This window comes from Bradyrhizobium sp. LTSP849, from assembly GCF_000938255.1.
In the GTDB taxonomy this organism is placed as follows: domain Bacteria; phylum Pseudomonadota; class Alphaproteobacteria; order Rhizobiales; family Xanthobacteraceae; genus Bradyrhizobium.
In genome coordinates this window covers 100,806-117,187 of sequence record NZ_JYMR01000049.1, presented here as the reverse complement: position 1 = coordinate 117,187, position 16,382 = coordinate 100,806, and the positions used below count along the sequence as shown (strand labels likewise).

General features: G+C 63.1%; 16 protein-coding genes and 1 tRNA gene. 4 read left to right on the top strand and 13 right to left on the bottom strand.

What is annotated here, in order from left to right:
* Window positions 1-245: 245 nt before the first annotated feature.
* The 8 genes from rplL to UB31_RS27245 all read right to left on the bottom strand — a co-directional run bounded on the left by rplL (window position 246) and on the right by UB31_RS27245 (window position 5,208).
* Window positions 246-617 carry a 50S ribosomal protein L7/L12 gene (gene rplL / locus UB31_RS27280; RefSeq protein WP_045008225.1) on the bottom strand — a complete coding sequence of 124 codons (372 nt, stop codon included), beginning with the start codon at window positions 615-617 and terminating at the stop codon, window positions 246-248.
* Between the two features lie 52 nt (window positions 618-669).
* Window positions 670-1,188, bottom strand: a complete 519-nt coding sequence (gene rplJ, locus UB31_RS27275) for a 50S ribosomal protein L10 (RefSeq protein WP_045008783.1) — start codon at window positions 1,186-1,188, stop codon at window positions 670-672.
* 577 nt (window positions 1,189-1,765) lie between these two features.
* On the bottom strand, window positions 1,766-2,719 hold the full coding sequence (locus tag UB31_RS27270; RefSeq protein WP_045013101.1) for a 2-hydroxyacid dehydrogenase: 954 nt from the start codon (window positions 2,717-2,719) through the stop codon (window positions 1,766-1,768).
* Window positions 2,720-2,809: 90 nt separating this feature from the next.
* Window positions 2,810-3,502: a 50S ribosomal protein L1 gene (rplA, locus tag UB31_RS27265; RefSeq protein WP_045013100.1), complete on the bottom strand. Its 693-nt coding sequence runs from the start codon at window positions 3,500-3,502 to the stop codon at window positions 2,810-2,812.
* A 6-nt stretch (window positions 3,503-3,508) separates the two neighbouring features.
* Entirely contained in the window at window positions 3,509-3,937 is a 429-nt protein-coding gene (gene rplK, locus UB31_RS27260) for a 50S ribosomal protein L11 (protein ID WP_045008228.1), read from the bottom strand.
* A gap of 131 nt (window positions 3,938-4,068) precedes the next feature.
* Complete coding sequence (gene nusG, locus UB31_RS27255; protein ID WP_015685389.1) at window positions 4,069-4,626, bottom strand: transcription termination/antitermination protein NusG; 558 nt, start codon at window positions 4,624-4,626, stop codon at window positions 4,069-4,071.
* Complete coding sequence (gene secE, locus UB31_RS27250) at window positions 4,626-4,817, bottom strand: preprotein translocase subunit SecE (RefSeq protein WP_045008229.1); 192 nt, start codon at window positions 4,815-4,817, stop codon at window positions 4,626-4,628. The genes nusG and secE overlap by 1 nt, the downstream gene beginning before the upstream one ends.
* A 315-nt stretch (window positions 4,818-5,132) precedes the next feature.
* A tRNA-Trp gene (locus UB31_RS27245) sits at window positions 5,133-5,208 on the bottom strand.
* 150 nt (window positions 5,209-5,358) lie between these two features.
* Between UB31_RS27245 and UB31_RS27240 the strand changes: the two genes are divergently transcribed.
* Complete coding sequence (locus UB31_RS27240; RefSeq protein WP_045013099.1) at window positions 5,359-6,582, top strand: serine hydrolase domain-containing protein; 1,224 nt, start codon at window positions 5,359-5,361, stop codon at window positions 6,580-6,582.
* A 142-nt stretch (window positions 6,583-6,724) separates the two neighbouring features.
* On the opposite strand, the gene UB31_RS27235 is transcribed toward UB31_RS27240, so the two are convergent.
* Window positions 6,725-7,492, bottom strand: a complete 768-nt coding sequence (locus UB31_RS27235) for an SDR family NAD(P)-dependent oxidoreductase (protein ID WP_045008231.1) — start codon at window positions 7,490-7,492, stop codon at window positions 6,725-6,727.
* A 68-nt stretch (window positions 7,493-7,560) separates the two neighbouring features.
* Window positions 7,561-8,259 (bottom strand): histidine phosphatase family protein, encoded by a 699-nt coding sequence (locus UB31_RS27230; RefSeq protein WP_045013098.1) that lies wholly within the window; start codon window positions 8,257-8,259, stop codon window positions 7,561-7,563.
* A gap of 134 nt (window positions 8,260-8,393) precedes the next feature.
* Here UB31_RS27230 and UB31_RS27225 point away from each other — a divergent pair, with 134 nt between their 5' ends.
* Window positions 8,394-9,179, top strand: coding sequence for an SDR family NAD(P)-dependent oxidoreductase (locus tag UB31_RS27225; RefSeq protein ID WP_045013097.1), 786 nt, complete (start codon window positions 8,394-8,396; stop codon window positions 9,177-9,179).
* A gap of 904 nt (window positions 9,180-10,083) precedes the next feature.
* Here the strand turns inward: UB31_RS27225 and UB31_RS27220 are convergent.
* Window positions 10,084-11,346 (bottom strand): MFS transporter, encoded by a 1,263-nt coding sequence (locus UB31_RS27220; protein ID WP_045013096.1) that lies wholly within the window; start codon window positions 11,344-11,346, stop codon window positions 10,084-10,086.
* A 128-nt stretch (window positions 11,347-11,474) separates the two neighbouring features.
* Here UB31_RS27220 and UB31_RS27215 point away from each other — a divergent pair, with 128 nt between their 5' ends.
* Window positions 11,475-12,419, top strand: coding sequence for a LysR family transcriptional regulator (locus tag UB31_RS27215; protein WP_050044845.1), 945 nt, complete (start codon window positions 11,475-11,477; stop codon window positions 12,417-12,419).
* Between the two features lie 7 nt (window positions 12,420-12,426).
* On the top strand, window positions 12,427-13,620 hold the full coding sequence (gene argE, locus UB31_RS27210; protein WP_045013095.1) for an acetylornithine deacetylase: 1,194 nt from the start codon (window positions 12,427-12,429) through the stop codon (window positions 13,618-13,620).
* A gap of 226 nt (window positions 13,621-13,846) precedes the next feature.
* Here argE and UB31_RS27205 read toward each other — a convergent pair whose 3' ends face one another.
* Window positions 13,847-14,905: a phosphotransferase family protein gene (locus tag UB31_RS27205; protein ID WP_045013094.1), complete on the bottom strand. Its 1,059-nt coding sequence runs from the start codon at window positions 14,903-14,905 to the stop codon at window positions 13,847-13,849.
* A 148-nt stretch (window positions 14,906-15,053) separates the two neighbouring features.
* On the bottom strand, window positions 15,054-16,289 hold the full coding sequence (locus tag UB31_RS27200; protein ID WP_045013093.1) for an acyl-CoA dehydrogenase family protein: 1,236 nt from the start codon (window positions 16,287-16,289) through the stop codon (window positions 15,054-15,056).
* Window positions 16,290-16,382 lie beyond the last annotated feature (93 nt).

The window sequence follows — 16,382 nt, the reverse complement described above, 5'->3', positions numbered from 1 at the left end:
TCCCGCATCCCTGCCCACCGCGCTTTCGTGCTGTCGACCCGATATGGGGCGACAATAGTGGAGATTCGAGGGGTAAACCCTCAAATCCCCACACTTTTTCGTGTTCAGCCTGCGTCGGGACGTTCCGTCGCACGCCTTTTGCATTAGACCCGCCGCTCCAAGGCCGGAAACAGCCACCGAATTTGCGGGTCGGGATCCCGGGTCGCGCTGACGCTTGCCCGGGATCTCGCTCAAGTAAGCTGGGCTTACTTGAGCTCGACCTTCGCGCCAGCCTTCTCGAGCTGGGCCTTGAGCTTCTCGGCCTCGTCCTTGTTCACGCCTTCCTTGACAGGCTTCGGCGCGCCCTCGACGAGGTCCTTTGCTTCCTTCAGGCCCAGGCCGGTGATGGCGCGGACTTCCTTGATGACTTCGATCTTCTTCTCGCCGGCGGCGGCCAGAACGACCGTGAACTCGGTCTTCTCTTCCGCCGGAGCGGCGGCAGCGGCGGCGGGACCGGCAACGGCCACTGCCGCAGCGGCGGACACGCCCCACTTTTCTTCGAGGAGCTTGGCGAGTTCGGCGGCTTCGAGCACGGTGAGGCTCGAGAGGTCGTCAACGATTTTCTGCAAGTCAGCCATTGTTCTGTTTCCTTAAACTAGTCTGGTTCGGGTTTGAGTTTTGCGAAGGGCGTCAGGCCGCTTCGCTCTTTGAGGCATAAGCCTGGATGACGCGCGCGAGCTTGCCCGCGGGCGCGTTTGCGAGCTGAGCGAGCTTGGTCGCCGGGGCCACAAGGAGGCCGACGATCTTGGCGCGCAGTTCGTCAAGCGACGGCAGCGAGGCAAGAGCCTTCACGCCGTCGACATTCAGGACGGTCGTTCCCATCGACCCGCCAATGATGACGAACTTTTCGTTCGTCTTGGCGAATTCGACGGCGACCTTTGGCGCCGCTACCGGATCGTTCGAAGTGGCGATCACGGTCGGTCCCTTCAGCATGGGACCGATGGCAACGACGTCAGTGCCTTCAAGAGCAATTTTGGCGAGACGGTTCTTCGAGACCTTCACCGAGGCGCCAGCCTGCTTCATCTGCGTACGCAGCTTCTGCATCTGGGCAACGGTCAGGCCGGAATATTGGGCAACGACCGCGACGCTCGTGGTCTTGAAGACCCCATTGAGCTGTTCGACCGCTTCCTTTTTTGCCGCTCGTTCCACAGCAAGCTCTTTCCGGTTGGCGGTCATCGCAAAAGCGGGACCGCCGGGTTGCACCCATCGTCCCGCCCAAACCTAACCTCAGGGTCAAAACCCATCGGACACGCCGGGCAAGACGACAATTCAAAGCCTGCCCTCCGGGAACCCGCTAAGGCCCACGGCGTGTCGAGGTCCGAACCAAACCCATTCCGCAACCACCTGAAAGTGGGAGGCGAAGTGAAATCCGGTCTTCACCCGTCTATGCAGGCCATGCGATTAAGCCGTTGAGAAATCGAAATTCCCCGCGGGCGCCTGCAGTCTTGGACAGGACAAGGCCAGCCGGCGAACCGTCTGACCTCTGCCCGCATCCCACCAACCGATGGTTTTCCTTCCTTTTCCGGCAAATCCTTACGGACGTCCTGAAAAGGAATGATCTCCTATCGTGTCGGGTTTTCGGAATGCGTGCACGAACGCACCAGCCAAGGCCGGTCCGTCCGGAAGCGGTTCTTTAACCGCTCTCTGCCTGCTTGCCAAGAGCAAAATTCACACCAGTTCCAATCGATTGTCGGCCGGGCTTGATCCGGGCCGATAAGGATCGAATTCAGGCCGTTTCGACCGCATATGGCAGCCCTTGGCCGGCGAAAAACCCAGTCAGGTTCGCCAGTACGCAGTTCTGCATCGCCACGTGCGATTCGAGGGTGTGGCCGCCGATATGCGGGGCCAGCACCACATTGGGCAGCGCCGTCAGGGCATCAGGGGCGTGCGGCTCCTTCTCGTAGACGTCGAGGCCGGCGCCGGCGATGGTCTTGTCGGAGAGCGCTGTGACCAGAGCCTTCTCATCGATCACCGAACCGCGGGAGATGTTGACGACATAGCCGTCCTCGCCGAGGCGCTTGAGGATATTGGCGTCGACGGCGTGCTGGGTCTCGGCGCCGGCGCGGACTGCGATCATCAGCACGCTGCACCAGTCGGCGAGCGCCTCCAGCGACGGGAAATATTGATACGGCAGATCGTACTTGCTGCGGCTGAAATAGCCGACTTCGCTCTCGAAGGCGGCACAGCGCGCCGCGATCTTGCGGCCGATCTCGCCCATGCCATAGACGCCGATGCGGCGGCCGGGCATCCCGGCCTGCGGGCGCATCATCGGCGACTGCTTTGCGCCAGCCCAATCACCGCTGCGGACATATTGGTCGGCAGCCAGGATCCGCCGCGTAGTCGCGAGCATCAGGGTCATCGCGATGTCGGCAACCGAAGCCGCATTGGCCCCGGGGCTGTGGCCGACCGCGATGTTGCGCGCGGCGGCCGCTTTCAGGTCGATGCCGTCATAGCCGGTGCCGTAGCAGACGATCGCGCCCAGCTTCGGAAACAGGTCCATCGCCTCCGCATCGAGCGGCGTGCCGCCCGCGGTGAGCATCGCGCGGATGCCGCCGAGTTCGTCCGCCGGAAACACCTCTCGCGGCGGCTTGCCGCCGGTGTCGAGCAATTCGAAACGCTCGGCGAAGCGCGCCATCATGGTCTTGGGAAAGCGCGAGTAGATCAGGACCTTGTCAGCCATTGTTCTTGTTTCCAGTGAACGCCGTCACAAACGACGAGGGGCGGAATCGGTCGACCGATTCCGCCCCTCGCCTCATGCAATTTCCAAACCTTAGCCGAGAATAGTGCCCGGCTCGACCTTCACGCCCGGGCCCATGGTCGAGGACACCGCAACGCGCTGGATGTAGGTGCCCTTGGAGCCGGCCGGCTTGGCCTTGGCGACCGCGTCCGTCAGCGCCTTGATGTTTTCGACCAGCTTCTCCTCGGAGAACGAGGCCTTGCCAACACCAGCCTGCAAGATACCGGCCTTCTCGACGCGGAACTCGACCGAGCCGCCCTTCGCACCCTTCACCGCACCGGTGACGTCCATGGTCACGGTACCGATCTTCGGGTTCGGCATCAGGCCGCGCGGGCCGAGCACCTTACCGAGACGGCCAACCAGCGGCATCATGTCGGGGGTGGCGATGCAGCGGTCGAACTCGATCGTGCCGTTCTGCACCTTCTCGACCAGGTCTTCGGCACCGACGACGTCGGCACCCGCAGCCTTGGCCTCATCGGCCTTGGCGCCGCGGGCGAACACGCCGACGCGGAGCGTACGGCCGGTGCCGTTCGGCAGGGTCACGACGCCACGGACCATCTGGTCAGCGTGACGCGGATCGACGCCGAGATTGATCGCGACCTCGATGGTCTCGTCGAACTTCGCCTTCGCGCGTTCCTTGACCATCTTGATGGCGTCCACGAGCGGATAAAGCTTTTCGCGGTCAACACCTTCGCGGGCTTTGTTCAAACGCTTTCCGATTGCCATGACCGCTTACCCCGCCACTTCAAGACCCATCGAACGGGCAGAGCCCTCGACCATCTTCATGGCCGATTCGATGGTGTCGCAATTGAGATCCTTCATCTTCTTCTCGGCGATCTCGCGCACCTGCGCTTTGGTCACCGCGCCGGCCTTGTCGCGGCCCGGAGCTTTCGAGCCGGACTGGATCTTGGCGGCCTGCTTGAGGAAGAAGGACATCGGCGGCGTCTTCATCTCGAACGTGAACGAACGATCGGCGTAGATCGTGATCACGACGGGAATCGGGGTGTTCTTCTCTTCCTTCTGGGTCTGGGCGTTGAACGCCTTGCAGAACTCCATGATGTTGAGACCGCGCTGACCAAGCGCGGGACCGATCGGGGGCGAAGGATTCGCCGCACCGGCCGGGACCTGAAGCTTCAGGTATCCGGTCACTTTCTTTGCCATGTATCACTCCTGTTGTGCCGGCCTAAGCCGGCGGTTTCAGGTTCGTGGTCTGGGTCGGATGCGGCTGGCAACCGCCCTCTCCCTCCCACGGCCTCTTGCTAGCGTGAGACCGAAGCCTCACGCCTACCCGATCAGACCTTCTCGACCTGACCGAATTCCAGTTCGACCGGCGTGGCGCGGCCGAAGATCGACACTGCGACCTTCACGCGCGAGCGCGCCTCGTCGATTTCCTCGACCACCCCCGAGAACGAGGCGAACGGGCCATCGGCCACGCGCACGTTCTCGCCAATCTCGAACGACACCGACGCCTTCGGCCGTTCCACGCCCTCCTGCACCTGGTGCAGGATGCGCATGGCCTCGGATTCCGAGATCGGCATCGGCTTGTTTTCAGCGCCGAGGAAGCCGGTCACCTTCGGCGTGTTCTTGATGAGATGAAACGCCTCGTCGGTCAGCTTCATCTTCACCAGCACGTAGCCTGGGAAGAACTTGCGCTCGGCGTCGATCTTGCGGCCGCGGCGCACTTCCGTGACCTTTTCGGTCGGCACCAGCACCAGCTCGAACAGCTCCTCGAGCCCACGCTGCTTGGCCTGCTCGCGGATCGATTCGGCGACCTTCTTCTCGAAGTTCGAATAAGCGTGGACGATGTACCAGCGCTTGTCGGAAGATTGGGTTGCGGCGGCTGTTGCCATCAGTGAATGCCCAAAAGGAAGGTGATGAGGTAACGGATGACCTGGTCGGCGGCGAAGAAGAAGATCGACGCCACCGCAACCATGACGAACACCATGATGGTGGTGATCGTGGTCTCGCGGCGGGTCGGCCAGGTGACCTTGGCGGTCTCCGAGCGCACTTCCTGCAAGAATTTGAACGGGCTGACTGCCATCGTTTGAGACGCCATTAAGGATTTCAGGGACCCGAACAGCCGCCGTTGGCCCAGCCCTCTGTCTCGAAGGATGAGCCGGAAAACCGGGCTCGATTGTTCGGGGATTTCAAAGCCGCGCCGGAGATCCGCGTCTAACGGGCCGGCTGCGAGTGCGGCGTAGATACTGCGGATGCGGCCAAAGGTCAAGGTGTGGGCTGGCTGGCCGGCTCGTGGCCACGCCTACCGGACCTGATCCGGATCAAGGGCTTACCCCGCCCTGATGAACCGCGGCACGAGCTTCCGGGTGTTTCTGATCTCAGGCGTCGGGGGGTTAGCTGGCAGGAGTGGCAGGGCTCGAACCTGCGACCCCCGGTTTTGGAGACCGGTGCTCTACCAATTGAGCTACACTCCTACGGACCCTGCGTCGCCTTAGGATCAGGGGCGCTTTCAAGCACAGGGGGCGGCTGGATTGCAAGGGTGAAGCGCGCTGGCTTCGCTTGTTTGTACTGCTGCTTCTGGGCCAGAGTTCATCCCCGAGAATAAAGTGCCCCCGGGAGTGAACATGACCGCCACAGCCGCCCCACACGCCGCGATCGCGCCGAAAACCCCATCCTTGCCCGAGGCCAAGCCGGAAACGCTGGGCCTGTCGCGGCCTCGGCTCCAGGCGATGTCGGATGCATTCAAGCGCGAGATCAACAAGGGAACCGTGCCTGGGGTTACCGTGCTGGTGGCCCGCCGCGGCCAGGTCGGCTGGTTCGAGGCGATCGGCAAGCAGAGCCCGGCAGGCCCCGCGCCGATGGCGCATGATTCGATCTTCCGCATCTTCTCGATGACCAAGCCGATCGTGTCCGTCGGCATCATGACGCTGGTCGAGGATGGCCACCTCCTCCTCAGCGACCCCGTCGCGAAATTCATTCCGGAATTCGCCGACCAAAAGGTTGGAATCGTCAGCGGCGGCAAGCTGGAACTCGTTCCGCCCAAGCGGCCGATGACGGTGCAGGACCTGCTCCGCCACACCTCTGGTCTCACTTATGAGCACCAGGGCGACGGCCCCGTGCACAAGATCTACCAGGACTCCCGCGTACGCAGCCGCAAGATCACCAATGCCGAGCACGCCGCGCTGGTGGCGAGCTTCCCCCTCGTCTGCCATCCCGGCGACGAGTTCAACTACAGCCGTTCCACCGACATTCTCGGCCGCATCATCGAGGTCGTCAGCGGCAAATCGCTCGGCGCATACCTCACCGAGCGTGTCCTCGCTCCGCTTCAGATGGCCGAGACCGGCTTCTCGACCTCTGAGGCTAATGCCGGCCGTCTCGCCGAACCCTTCACGGCCGATCCCTGGACCGGTGACAAGGTGGCGCTCTTTAGCATGCTGGAGCAGCCGGTGATGGAGTCCGGCGGCGGCGGTCTGGTGTCGACCACGATGGACTATGCCCGCTTCGCGCTGATGCTGCGCAATAGCGGCACGCTCGATGGCAACCGGATCATCGGCCGCAAGACGCTGGAGCTGATGGCGTCCGATCACCTCGGACCTCACGTCGTGACCAACGGCACGCTGCTATCGCCCGGCCACGGTTTTGGCCTCGGCTTCGCCGTGCGCCGCGAGGCCGGCATCGCGCCGTTCCCCGGCAGCGTCGGCCAGTACTTCTGGAGCGGCATTGCCGGGACGTTCTTCTGGATCGACCCGAAGGAGGATCTGTTCGTCGTGTTCATGAGCCAGGGTCCGGGCCAGCGCGACTACACGCGCACGCTGGTGCGGGATTTGGTCTACGCGGCGGTGGATTGAGCCGACGCTGCTTCTACATATTCGCTGTCATGCCCCGCAAAGCAGGCGGGGCATCCAGTACGCCGCAGCGCCTCGCTTCAATCACAAATGTCACGGAGTACTGGATCGCCCGCCTTCGCGGGCGATGACAGCTCGTGTGGCCTCAACTAATCGTCGCGCCGCCGTCGATCACCATGGTCTGGCCGGTCATGAAGTCGCCGGCCTTGGAACCCAGGAACACCGCGGCGCCCGCGATCTCGTCGGGGATGCCGATGCGCAGCAGCGGCGAGCGCGCGGTCGAGGCCTTCAAATTCTCCGGATTGTCCCACAGCGCTTTCGCAAAATCGGTCTTGATCAAACCGGGCGCGATGCAGTTCACGCGGATATTGTCCTTGCCGTATTCGCAAGCAAGGTTGCGCGCAAGCTGCATGTCGGCCGCCTTCGAGATCGCGTAGGCGCCGAGGATGGTCGAGCCTTTGAGACCGCCGATCGAGGAGACGATGATGATCGAGCCGTCCTTGCGCTCGATCATCTGCGGCACCACCATCGAGATCAGCCAGTTGTTGGCAACGATGTTGTTGTCCAGGATCTTTCGGAACTGATCGTCGGAGATGCCGGCGAGCGGACCGTAATACGGGTTCGAGGCGGCGTTGCAGACCAGCACGTCGATCTTGCCGAAGGCACGGTTGCTCTCGTCGATGAGGTTTTGCAGATTTTCCTTCGACGAGATGTTGGCGGCGATCGCTACCGCCGTGCCCTTGCCGAACTTGTCGTTGATCCCCTTCGCGACCTGGTCGCAGACGTCAGCCTTGCGCGAGGAGATCACCACCTTGGCGCCGTGCTCGGCCATGCGTTCGGCGATCGCAAGCCCGATGCCGCGCGTCGAGCCGGTGATGACGGCAACTTTGCCCTTCATGTCGAACAAGGTCATGTTTCTCTCCCAGTGTGATTTTGAATTGGCCTGAAGCTTACGCCGCGGTCGCGCGACCGGACAATGGCTCAGGCGAGCTTCTTGACTTCCGGACCCGCCAGCTGATGCATCTCCGCGTGCGCATCGTCCGCAATCCAGGGCTGCTGGTTCACCATCGGCAGCCGCCAGACCGAACGCTCGGGACTTGCGAAATAATCCAGCCGCGTGATCGAGCAATTGTCGATGTCGAACGACAATGCCTTCTCCACCTGGCCGTCGAGCGCCAGCCCCAGCGCCGCCTTGATGGTGCCGCCATGGGCGACCGCGATCACGTCCCGACCGACCGCATCATTGTTGACCCGCTCAATGATGCGGCGCGCGCGGTTGTAGAGATCCATGAAGCTTTCGCCGCCGGGTGCGGGCTCGTTGATATCAGCGAACCAGCTCGACCCCACGGGGCGGCTCGCGATGAAGGCGGCGCGGTTCATGCCCTGCCAGCTGCCGAGATTCTGTTCGGCGAGGTCGGCCTCCCATGTCATCGTCGCCGGCTTGGGAAAGCCGGCCGCCCAGATCGCCTCCGCAGTCTGATGCGTGCGCATCAGATTGCTCGAATACCAGACGGCGTTTCGTGGCAGCACCTTGGCAACAGCATTGAACACGTAGGTGTCGCTGGTGTCGCAGGGGAGATCGGTCTGGCCGTAAATGTTGCCGCCGTCATTGCGCACCGGCGCGTGACGGACCCACCACCACCGTGTCGTGACCACCTTCGGCTTGTCTGCGGCTGCCATCGAAACCCTTCCATCCCGTGTGATGTCGCTGTACGTCAGTGACGAACGTGTCTCAAGACACTTTACCGTTTGAAATCTTGTTTGAAATTCCGTCGCGCGGCAAGCGTCGCGCGAGAAACACGAGGGAGAAACGCATGGGCCGCCTGCAAGGCAAATCCGTCATCATCACCGGCGCCGGCAGCGGCATCGGTCGCGCCGCTGCGCTGCTGTTCACCAGAGAAGGCGCAAAGCTGATCGCAGTCGATCGCACCGAGGCGGTGAAGGAGACCGTCGACGAGGTGAAGAAAGCCGGCGGTGTCGCCGAAGCCATGATCGCGGATGCCGGCTCCGAGAACGACGTCATCGCCGTCATCGACAAGGCGGTGAAGACGCACGGCCGGCTCGACGTGATCTGGGCCAATGCCGGCGTCTCCGGCGGGCTCGTTCCGCTCGCCGAGCAGACCGTGGAGCACTGGCAGGAAATTCTGCGCATCAATTTGATCGGACCGTTCCTCGCGGTGAAGCATGCGATGCCGCACATGGTGAAGCAGCAGTCCGGTGCGATCGTGCTGACGGCGTCGGTGGCGGGCCTCAAGGCCGGCGCGAGCGGGCATCCCTATGCGGCGAGCAAGGCCGGCGTAATCAGCCTGGTGCAGACCACCGCCTACTCGCTCACCGGCACCGGCGTGCGCATCAACGCAGTCTGCCCCGGCCTGATCGAAACCGGCATGACAAAACCGATCTTCGACCGCGCCAAGGAGCGCGGCACCGCCGACAAGATCGGCCAGCTCAATCCGCTGAAGCGTCCCGGTCAACCGCATGAGCTCGCGGCGATGGGACTGTTCCTGGCGAGCGACGAAGCGTCGTATGTCAATGGGCAGGCGTTCCCGGTGGATGGCGGGCTGACGGCATCGATGCCGTATGCGGGGAAGCCGGTTTGACGGCGCCCAAGTCAACCCGTCATCCTGAGGTGCGAGACTTGTGATGCGGACGCATCGCAAGTCGAGCCTCGAAGGATGTACGGCCGAGATGCAGCCGGGCCGTCGCCCTTCGAGGCTCGCCGAAGAGGCGAGCACCTCAGGGTGACGGGGATAGATTGGCGCTCGCGACAACATTGGTTATTCGATCTCAGAGCAACAGACACACCTTCGCATCCTCGCGGCTCATCTCGCCCGAGCTTTGCTTCGTCGCATCCCTCATGAAAGAGGGCGCAGGGAAGACCGGGAGCCGGCTGGCTCCCATTGACCGCTATGCCATGAGTAGATTGCGCTACAATGCACAGCGGGTAACAGGGCAACCAGGACATCCCGGCCTTCCCTGCGCAATGGTTGGAACGGCGTATGTCGTGCTCTCCCCGGGGAGCGATGCACTATTGCCCCCGTCGCCTTGCGGATGGCTGATGCGCGTGTCCGGTCGGGCCGCCACATCACCGCAAGACTTGGCGCACAGACCCCGGGCGCCAGGACCACACGATTTCGCCGTACGCGAGCTACACCGGTCGTGCGTGCGACGCCATCGCTCACGGCTCTCCGCCCTGCGATCACCTTCGCACCAGTGTGGCCCACGTCCACCGCCGCCCGGCCCGCGTTCGTGACGATCGCGATACGCCCCTCTTCCTTGGGCCGGAGTGAGGCGACACATAAGCCGCTTCCGAATTTCGGTAACGTAGAATATTTTTGACGACTGGTATCGACCGATGGATGGCCTGTTTTGCCCGTCGGGCAACGCGATATCTTGTAGCCCGGATGGAGCGCAGCGTAATCCGGGGTTCGCGCCGGCGGATACAGCGGTCCCGGATTGCGCTGCGCTCCATCCGGGCTACAGGACCGCCATGAACGAGGCGCCCTAGGACAGCACCTCGCCGGTCCGGTCCTTCAGCGTCAGCACCGCCACCAGGCTGATCAGCGCCGCAGCCGTCAGGTAGAACGCCACTGCGATCGGTCGGCCGGTCCAGTTGATCAGCGCGGTGATGATCGCGGGCGTGAAGCCGCCAAAGATGGCGACGCCAAGGCTGTAGGTCAGCGAGATGCCGGTGGCGCGCACCTTGGTCGGGAACATCTCAGCGAGCACGGCGGAGGCCGGCGCCGTGTAGATCAGCATGAAGACGGCGACACCGATCTGACTCAGGACCAGCCGCTCCGGTGTCGGCGATGCGATCAGATAGGCGAACGCCGGATAGGCGACGATCGCGAGGCCCGCGGCGCCGACGAGCATCACGCGCTGGCGGCGGAAGCGATCTGCGAGCACACCGATCAGCGGGCAGAACAAGAGAACCGTGCCGACCGTCACGGGGCCGAGATAAGACTGCGACAGCGACATCTTTAACTCGCGCGCCGCAAAGGTCGGAAAATAGTTCGCGATATATTGCGCGACCGTCCACAGCATCACGACCAGCATGCCTGATAGCACCGTGCGCCAATGGTCGCGCAGGACGGTGCGGATCGGTGCTTCGCTCGCATGATCCGAAGCCTTGAACAGCGGCGCGTCCTCGAGCTCGCGGCGGATGTAGAGACCGACCGGCGCGATCAACAGGCCGACGACGAAGGCGAGACGCCAGCCCCATTCGGTGACCGCTGCGGCCGGCAGCGCCAGCGAGATGGTGAGCGCGACGAGTCCCGACAGCATGGTCGAGCCGCCCTGCGACATCTGCTGGAACGAGGCATAGAAGCCGCGGCGCGCAGGCGGCGCATGCTCGACCAGTGTCGACACCGCGCCGCCGATCTCGCCGCCCGCCGAAAAGCCCTGGATGATACGCGCGAGCAGGATGATGATCGGCGCGGCGATCCCGATGCGATCGTAACCGGGGCACAACGCGATGATGCCGGTGCCGAGCGCCATCAACAGAATCGTCAGGCTCAGCGCATCACGGCGGCCACGCCGGTCAGCGAAGCTGCCGAGCACGACCGCGCCAAAGGGACGCGCGACAAAGCCGATGCCGAAGGTGACGAAGCCCAGCAGCAGAGACACCACTTCGCTGTCGGCCGGAAAGAACGCTTTCGAGATCGGCACCGCGAACGCCGCATAGATCGTGAAGTCGTACCATTCGAGCATGTTGCCGACGGTCGCGGCCACGGCCGCACGGCCGACCGACTGGCGTTCATTCGTCATCCCACGTTCCGCAATTGCGCTCACCTTGTCCCCCGTTTCGCTTGCTTGGTTTGTCGTGAGGCAAAAAGCTTGCACGCAGGATCAGGCTATGCAAATATTTATTTCCATTTCAAATTTCTATGCGATTTATGAATAGAAAAGCCAACACGGTGGATGTGGCCGACGGCGGCAAGCTTCGTCCCTCGCTGCGCGAGATCGAGGCGCTGCGGGCGATGATCGCGACGGGAAAGACAACGCAAGCTGCGCGCCAACTCGGCACGTCGCAGCCGTCGGTGTCGCGCGCGATTGCGAGCCTGGAGGCGCGGCTGGGACAACCGTTGTTCGCGCGCCGCAACGGCCGCCTCGCGCCGACGGCGGAAGCACTGGCGCTGGAGGCGCGCGCCGCAATCGTGTTCGACCTGCTCGATCAACTTGCTGCGCCCCGCAGCGATGGCGCGACCACGATCCGGGTCGCAGCGCCGCCGACGCTTGCCAATTTCTTCCTCGCGCCGCTCTTGGCACGCTTCATCGCGCGCGAGCCAGGCATGCGCGTTCACATCGAGATCGGCAAATCGACCGACTGCCTCGGCGCCGTTGCCGACGGCAGCGCCGATCTTGGTCTGGTCGACCAGGCCGCCTCGCACGATGGTGTGCGGCTGGAGATTTTTCGGCAGGCGCGCCCGCACGTGTTGCTGCCGAAACGGCACCCTTTGGCTGCGCGCTCCGAGCTTGCGATCGGCGATCTGGCCGGTGAACGCATGATCGCGCTGAGCCGCCGCTTTCCCTTGCGCAACAAGCTCGACGCCGCATTTGCCGCGGTCCGGGCCGAACCCTTGGTCGTCGCCGAAGCCTCGACCTCGACCTTCGTGGTCGAGATGGTCCGGGCCGGCCTCGGGATCGCAATCCTCAACCCCTTCCCGCTCGAGCTGCGTCCCGAGAAGTCCATGGTGTTCCGCCCGCTGGATCTCAAGATGACGCTCGAAACCGCCGTCGTCGTTCCCGCGCGCGGATCGCTGACGCCGGCCGCGCGTTCTCTCGCCAACTTCATCCAGACCGAACAGCCGGAAAGCCCGTTCTCCAAACCCAACGAGTAGACTGACAATGCCCAACCCGATCTTCCCAAGCACAAGACCTGACCGCATCCGCAACGCCCTTGCCGACCTCGTCGGCTTCGACACGATCAGCGATCGCACCAACCTGCCCCTGATTGCCCATATCGAGAGCTATCTCGCCTTCCTCGGCATCAAGGGCGAGCGCATCACCGACGAGACCGGCAAGAAGGCCTCGCTCTGGGTCACGATCGGGCCGGAGGATCGGCCGGGCTTCGTGCTCTCGGGGCACACCGACGTGGTGCCGGTCGTCGGCCAGGACTGGAGCCATGATCCGTTCAAGCTGGTCGAGCGTGACGGCAAGCTCTACGGCCGCGGCACCACCGACATGAAGGGCTTTGTCGCGGTGTGCCTCGCGATGGTGCCGGAGATGCTGGAGGCCAAACTCGCAACGCCGATCCATCTCGCGTTCTCCTATGACGAGGAGATGGGCTGCGTCGGCGTGCGGCCGATGCTTGGCGAGGTCGCCAAGAAGAAGGTCAAGCCGCTCGGCGCCTTCATCGGGGAGCCGACGCAGATGCAGGTCATCATCGGCCACAAGGGCAAGCACGGCGTGCGCGCCACTTTCAAAGGTCTCGCCCGCCACTCCTCGATCGCGCCGGACGGCGTCAATGCGATCGAATATGCGGCCGAGCTGATCACCGAGATCCGACGTCGCGCCGTAAAGCTCGCAAGCGACGGCGCACGTGACAATCTCTATGACGTACCACACACCACGCTTCTCACCAGCATCGTGCATGGCGGCGCCGCGCTCAACATCGTGCCGGATCACTGCGCGGTCGAGTTCGAGTGCCGCGGCATCGGCATCACCGAGTCCAGGCAGGTGACAGACGCGATCGTCGCCTGGGCAAAGGCGGAGATCGAGCCCGCCATGAAGGCGAAAAACCCCGCGTGCGGCATCGAATTCGAGGAGATCCTCGACTATCCCGCGCTCGACACGGGGCCCAATGATGCCATCATCACCCTGGCAAAACAGCTCGCGGGCCGCAACGACCACGCCAAGGTCGCGTTCGGCACGGAGGCCGGCCTGTTCGTCAGCATGGCCGATATCCCGTCAGTGGTGATCGGCCCCGGCGCGATCGCGCAGGCGCACACGCCGGATGAATTCGTGGAGATGGCGGAGCTGGAGAAGTGCGCGGGATTTGTGGAGAAGCTGATCGCGCATTGCGCGAAGGGGGCCTCTTAGTTCTCGTCATTGCGAGGAGCGAAGCGACGAAGCAATCCAGACTATAGCTGCGGAGATAGCCTGGATTGCTTCGCTTCGCTCGCAATGACGGGAGTCTATGGAGACAGTGCGTAGCCCGCATGAGCGTAGCGATATGCGAGACCACCTTCCCCGGATGTCGCTTCGCTCATCCGGGCTACGACATTTTAAGCAAAAAGCGCGGCCATCAGCCGCGCCTTCGCTATCGCTAAACCGCGCCCGCCTTCTGTGCGTATTCCCATGACGCTTTCGACAGCGGCACGGTGCGCTTGGCGGATTCGAGCGCCTTTGCATTCGCGGCGGTGCCGTCGCGGATACGGCCGGCGATACCTTGCGTGATGCCGGCGAGGCGGAAGAGGTTGTACGAAAAATACCAGTTGAGGTCCGGCACGCTCATCTTGGTGACGTTGCAATAGATCTGCGCAGCCTCTTCGACGCTCGGGATGTTGAGCGCCTTGAGATCGACGCCCTGCAATCCCGGCATGACCCATTGCATCAACAGATAGGTGAAGTCGGCCATGGGATCGCCGAGCGTCGACAGCTCCCAATCCAGCACGGCCTGCACGCGCGGTTCCGTCGCGTGGAAAATCATATTGTCGAGACGATAGTCGCCGTGGACGATGGAGACGCGCGCCTGCTCGGGCACGGTCTTCGGCAACCATTCGGCGACCTTCTCGAACTCCGGAATGGTCTGGGTCTCGGACGCCCGATACTGCTTGGTCCAGCGGTCGATCTGGCGCGCGAAATAATTGCCGGGCTTGCCGAAGTCACCAAGCCCGATCGCGGTCGGATCGAACATGTGGAGCTTGGCCAGCGTCTCGATCTTGCTGGTGAAGATCTTTCGGCGATCCTCCTGCGTCTGGCTCGGCAGCGACGGATCCCAGAACACGCGGCCCTCCTCCATCGACATGATGTAGAAGGCCGCACCGATGATGCTGTCGTCCTGGCACAGCGCATAGGCGTGCGCGACCGGAAAGCCCTGTTTTCCAAGGGCCGCGATCACACGATACTCGCGATCGACCGCATGCGCCGACGGCAGCAATTTGCCGAACGGCTTGCGCCGCATCACGTAGGAGCGCTTCGGCGTGTTGAGCCGATAGGTCGGGTTGGACTGGCCGCCCTTGAACTGGAGGACGACCAGCGGTCCCTCATAGCCGTCGACGTTGTCGCGCAGCCAAGCTTCGAGCCGCATCTCGTCGATACGATGACGCTCCTCGACCGGCTTGGTGCCCGAGAACTCTTCGTCTTTCCTGACGCCGTCAGCCACGATGACGCTCCCTCTTCAGTCCTGACCATTTCAGGTCGAGCATGATCCTAATCGGTAACCGCTGACGCACTTGCGTCAAGCGGTCATTCCGAATGCGGATCATGCCCTGTCGTTTCTTCAGATCGGGAGCGCCGACAGGCTCTCCCTCTTAATGACTGGGAGAGTTCTGATACTTCCGAACCTCAAGTCTGGCAATGGCGCGATTATGCACCTCGTCCGGACCGTCGGCGAGCCGCAGCGTGCGGATGCCAGCATAGTCCTTGGCCAGACCTGCCTCGTCGGACACGCCGGCACCGCCAAAGGCCTGGATCGCCTCGTCGATGATCTTCAGCGCCATGTTGGGCGCGGCAACCTTGATCATGGCGATCTCGGCCTGCGCGGTCTTGTTGCCGACCTTGTCCATCATGTCGGCGGCCTTGAGGCACAGAAGGCGCGTCATCTCGATGTTGGTGCGGGCTTCGCCAATGCGCTGCTCCCACACCGAGTGCTCGACGATCTTCTTGCCGAAGGCGGAGCGCGACATCAGCCGCTTCACCATCTTCTCAAGCGCCTCCTCGGCCTTGCCGATGGTGCGCATGCAGTGATGGATGCGGCCCGGACCGAGGCGGCCCTGCGCGATCTCGAAGCCGCGGCCTTCACCGAGCAGGATGTTTTCCTTCGGAACCCGCACGTTCTCGAGCAGCACCTGGGCGTGGCCGTGCGGCGCATCGTCGTAGCCGAACACGGGGAGCATCTTCTCGACCTTGATGCCGGGGGTATCGAGCGGAACCAGGATCTGCGACTGCTGCTGATGTTTTGCGGCCTTGAAATCGGTCTTGCCCATCAGGATCGCGATCTTGCAGCGGGGATCGCCGACGCCGGACGACCACCATTTACGGCCATTGATGATGTAGTGATCGCCGTCGCGCGCAATGCTGGTCTCGATGTTGGTCGCGTCCGACGAGGCAACCGCGGGTTCCGTCATCAGGAAGGCGGAGCGGATTTCACCGTCCATCAGCGGGCGCAGCCATTTGCGCTTCTGCTCCTTGGAGCCGTAGCGCATGAACACTTCCATATTGCCGGTGTCAGGCGCGGAACAGTTGAAGACTTCCGAAGCCCAGGAGATGTGGCCCATCTGCTCCGACAGCAGCGCGTATTCCAGATTGGTCAATCCCGCGCCGCGGAATTCGTCGTCCTCATGCTCGTTCGGCGGCATGAACATGTTCCAGAGGCCTTCGGCCTTCGCCTTTTTCTTGAGGTCTTCCAGCACCGGAATCACCTTCCAGCGCTCGCCGCTCTTGTCCTGCTCGTTGTAGATCGGCACCGCCGGACGCACGTGCTTGGTCATGAACGACTGCACGCGGTCGAGCCATTCCTTCTGCTTGGGGGACAGATCGAAATCCATGGGACGCTCCTCGGTCTCTCTTTGCGAACCTGTTTTGCGCCGGACTGTCCTCCCGCAATGCGCGGCCCGCAAGCGCCATTCCGGCTGCTTGCG

What these genes read in the sequence shown, in the direction of transcription:
- rplL (WP_045008225.1), bottom strand. Translation starts at nt 617, where the DNA reads ATGGCTGACTTGCAGAAAATCGTTGACGACCTCTCGAGCCTCACCGTG.
- UB31_RS27235 (WP_045008231.1), bottom strand. Translation starts at nt 7,492, where the DNA reads ATGACCTTGTTCGACATGAAGGGCAAAGTTGCCGTCATCACCGGCTCG.
- UB31_RS27225 (WP_045013097.1), top strand. Translation starts at nt 8,394, where the DNA reads ATGGGCCGCCTGCAAGGCAAATCCGTCATCATCACCGGCGCCGGCAGC.
- UB31_RS27200 (WP_045013093.1), bottom strand. Translation starts at nt 16,289, where the DNA reads ATGGATTTCGATCTGTCCCCCAAGCAGAAGGAATGGCTCGACCGCGTG.
- UB31_RS27270 (WP_045013101.1), bottom strand. Translation starts at nt 2,719, where the DNA reads ATGGCTGACAAGGTCCTGATCTACTCGCGCTTTCCCAAGACCATGATG.
- argE (WP_045013095.1), top strand. Translation starts at nt 12,427, where the DNA reads ATGCCCAACCCGATCTTCCCAAGCACAAGACCTGACCGCATCCGCAAC.
- nusG (WP_015685389.1), bottom strand. Translation starts at nt 4,626, where the DNA reads ATGGCAACAGCCGCCGCAACCCAATCTTCCGACAAGCGCTGGTACATC.
- UB31_RS27220 (WP_045013096.1), bottom strand. Translation starts at nt 11,346, where the DNA reads ATGACGAATGAACGCCAGTCGGTCGGCCGTGCGGCCGTGGCCGCGACC.
- UB31_RS27240 (WP_045013099.1), top strand. Translation starts at nt 5,359, where the DNA reads ATGACCGCCACAGCCGCCCCACACGCCGCGATCGCGCCGAAAACCCCA.
- rplA (WP_045013100.1), bottom strand. Translation starts at nt 3,502, where the DNA reads ATGGCAATCGGAAAGCGTTTGAACAAAGCCCGCGAAGGTGTTGACCGC.
- UB31_RS27215 (WP_050044845.1), top strand. Translation starts at nt 11,475, where the DNA reads ATGAATAGAAAAGCCAACACGGTGGATGTGGCCGACGGCGGCAAGCTT.
- secE (WP_045008229.1), bottom strand. Translation starts at nt 4,817, where the DNA reads ATGGCAGTCAGCCCGTTCAAATTCTTGCAGGAAGTGCGCTCGGAGACC.
- rplK (WP_045008228.1), bottom strand. Translation starts at nt 3,937, where the DNA reads ATGGCAAAGAAAGTGACCGGATACCTGAAGCTTCAGGTCCCGGCCGGT.
- UB31_RS27230 (WP_045013098.1), bottom strand. Translation starts at nt 8,259, where the DNA reads ATGGCAGCCGCAGACAAGCCGAAGGTGGTCACGACACGGTGGTGGTGG.